This window comes from Deinococcus frigens DSM 12807 (assembly GCF_000701425.1).
Taxonomy (GTDB): domain Bacteria; phylum Deinococcota; class Deinococci; order Deinococcales; family Deinococcaceae; genus Deinococcus; species Deinococcus frigens.
This window is the reverse complement of the sequence record NZ_JNIW01000126.1, coordinates 1-2,856: the sequence shown is the minus strand read 5'-3', so window position 1 is coordinate 2,856 and position 2,856 is coordinate 1. Positions and strand designations below refer to the sequence as shown.

Sequence of the window (2,856 nt, the reverse complement as noted above, 5' to 3'; positions counted from 1 at the left end):
GTCAGATGCCGGTCTCCCAGAACAGTGTTTTGTGCCACTGCGCCACCGGCGTCTATCGATGAAAAGGCCAGATTTTGACTTCGCCACCAGTATCGATCTTGTCGTTACCCCATGCTGGGGCCTCAAGCAATCTCCAATGAAACGGAGAATGTCGAGCGACTGGCGAAATTCGCCAGTCAGTCAGGTGCGGAATATCCGCAGGTGTCGAGTCACTGTCCGAATCGGATAGTGACTCACTCGCTGTTTCAAATCAAAGTGCGCACAGGACAGCAACGCCGGGAATACTGCCCGTTGAACGGGCAGAAAACTACGGTCAGATGACCGTAATTCCCATTTTGAACGGGCAGAAAACCCAGGCTCAATTGAGCGTAAGTTAGGGCCATCTGGCCCCAGGTTTTTACCCACAGCGCGGCCCTATCCCTCACCCGGCATGGTCAGGCCCAGGCCCTTAAAGGCCCGCCCAAAACTCGCCATGAATACCCGGTGCGCCCGCTCATGCGTCATGAACCCCCGCCGCCTGTAGCGCCCGCTGGGGTCAACCTTATAGGGCCGCTGCCCCATGACCGCGCTCGCCCAGTGCAGGCATTTATGGCTCTGCCTCGATTCATCCGTCAGGCCCAGGCACACCCGGCACCCGGTCACGGCTCGCCCTGAAAACTTCACCCCGTGCCCATCCCAGGGCGAGGCAAACAGCGAACCGCACCGCCGCGAGCACCTGGGGCAGGTGAGCCAGTAGCGCATACCTGGGGCCTCATCCCGCCCGGTGCGCGTGGTCTGGACACTCACCCGCACCTCTGCGAGCAGTTGCTTAGGTTCATGGTGCTGCCTGACGCTGAGCCGCCGCCCCTCAGGGTGCCAGTCAAACGCGAGCAGCGGGGCGAGGTTGAGCGCGTCGACTGCCTCGCCCTGGTGCTGCTCGACGCGCTGGGCGTGTTCCCTGATCGACTGAGCCACCATGAGCGCGTCGAGCCTGTAGCAGCGGTGCACCGGCACCCGCGTAAAGTATTCACGCCCGGTGCTGCTCTTGACCCAGTGGATCACGCAGGGCGGCCCCTCGCCCCGGCTGACGCTGAGGGTGAAGGGGTCGCCCTTACGCACATAATCCCGGCCCGTTCCCATACCCCAGACTAACCCCAGTGCTGCCTACCGTCAGGGGTGAAAATTAGTGAAAGTTGCGTCAAAACTGGGGCAGGGGGTGGAAAGTTGCCCCCCAGTTGCTATCCAGTTGCGCCCGCTGGGGGCGAGGTGTGCAGCTCAGCGGGTAGAACATGCCCAGGACACGGCAGAAACCGCGCAACCGTGCGCCCAGAAGGTCACGAAAACCTGACATAAATAGACACGGTTCACACACCCCTTGAATGTGCGCCCAGCGCGGCTCTAGGGGGTCCAGATAGGGCGGTAAGTGGATTATGTAGGCGGATTCTCCCAGGCCCCAGCGGTGTTTAATGCCTCGTCTACGTGCTGCTGCCCAGCGCCGTGCTGGGCGAAGAATTGAATTGTGAGACCGTGCCAAGATTCAACTTATTTATTTGGTGCGCTAGTTTTGACAGAACACCCCACACAGAGGCGGGGTGTCATTTGGCCGTCGAAGGCCGCTGAGGTGGGGACTTCAGTCTACTTCGAAATTAAATTGGCCTAAGGTAGAGGACTAATGCACCACTTAACTGTTTGTCCTATCTGTAAGTCAAGCATGATTGATGGTACCAATTCTAATTTCATTAGCTTTGGTAACGCCAATACCTTCAAGGTAACTTGTCCAAGTGGACACCAGTACATATATTTAATTCAAAATCAACAGTTTGAAATTTTATTTGAATTTTCTCTATATGCATTTTCTGACGGATATTGGCGAGAAGCAGTTATGTCAGCCGCAACTGCTTTAGAAAGTTTTATGGGTTATTATTGCCGTTTATTTATGGTAGATTCAGGAGTAGATTTCGACGAGTTGGAACTAGCTTGGCGAAATATCAAGCTATCTGAACGCCGTACTGGATTATTTCTTGGATTATATCTTATTGAACACAAACAATCAGCGCCATCACTTAAACCTAAAATTACATCGAGAATTAACGCAATTGAGTTACGCAATTCCGCAGTACACGAAGGGCGAATACCTTCAGAAGGTGAGGCGCGTAAGTACTTAGAATTTGTATATAACTATATCGTAAATATTGAGATAAATTTAAGATCTCGATATGAAGACGCTATGATTTATCTTTGGCATCAGCAACTTGATAATACTCAATTGCGAAGCAACAGAGCTTTACCAGAAGAAGAGAGGATGCTAGTTCTAACAGGAAGCGAGAGAACTGCTCTCGAATACATTCATATACATGGCGTGTGCGCACCGGAACCCTTCGATAGTATTTTAAAAAATTCTTTGGAAAATCGTTATAATATTCAAAGACTTCGCTCGTTAAATACTCATCCTTTAGACGTGGAGGGCAGCATAATTTGAAATTCTATCGCCACTATAGACTCATATAAGTTACAAAAGAACTTCACGCTTGGTGGTTGAAAGTATTCTTCCCAATTTTCCCAACCCTCTGCACCATGCTGCTTTAGGTCTAAATTTCGGCACTCACCCCCGTTGTCCTCTAAAAGTCCTTTTTCCATACTCCAGAATCTGCATGTTTGACACTCGTACACTTCATATTCCCCTAAATCGAATTCATCACGTTAAATGATTAACCCTTGAGATGCCAATCATATATTAAATTTAGTCATAAGTAGCTATCGGGTGTATAATAAGGCATCAGACGTTTATTGATCGCGGCATAAATTAGAGTCCATCAAGCGGCGCGGCAACTGGATGTATCTGACGCGCTGCCAGGCACCGACCAGTTTCTCCTTGAG

At 51.2% G+C, this 2,856-nt stretch carries 2 protein-coding genes; one reads left to right on the top strand and one right to left on the bottom strand.

Going from position 1 to position 2,856, the window contains the following annotated elements; translation table 11 throughout:
* Positions 1-414: 414 nt before the first annotated feature.
* Positions 415-1,119, bottom strand: a complete 705-nt coding sequence (locus tag Q322_RS0119840; RefSeq protein WP_029479568.1) for a hypothetical protein — start codon at positions 1,117-1,119, stop codon at positions 415-417.
* Between the two features lie 571 nt (positions 1,120-1,690).
* On the opposite strand from Q322_RS0119840, the gene Q322_RS23735 reads away from it, so the two are divergent.
* Entirely contained in the window at positions 1,691-2,458 is a 768-nt protein-coding gene (locus tag Q322_RS23735) for a hypothetical protein (protein WP_156953193.1), read from the top strand.
* The last annotated feature ends 398 nt before the right edge of the window (positions 2,459-2,856 follow it).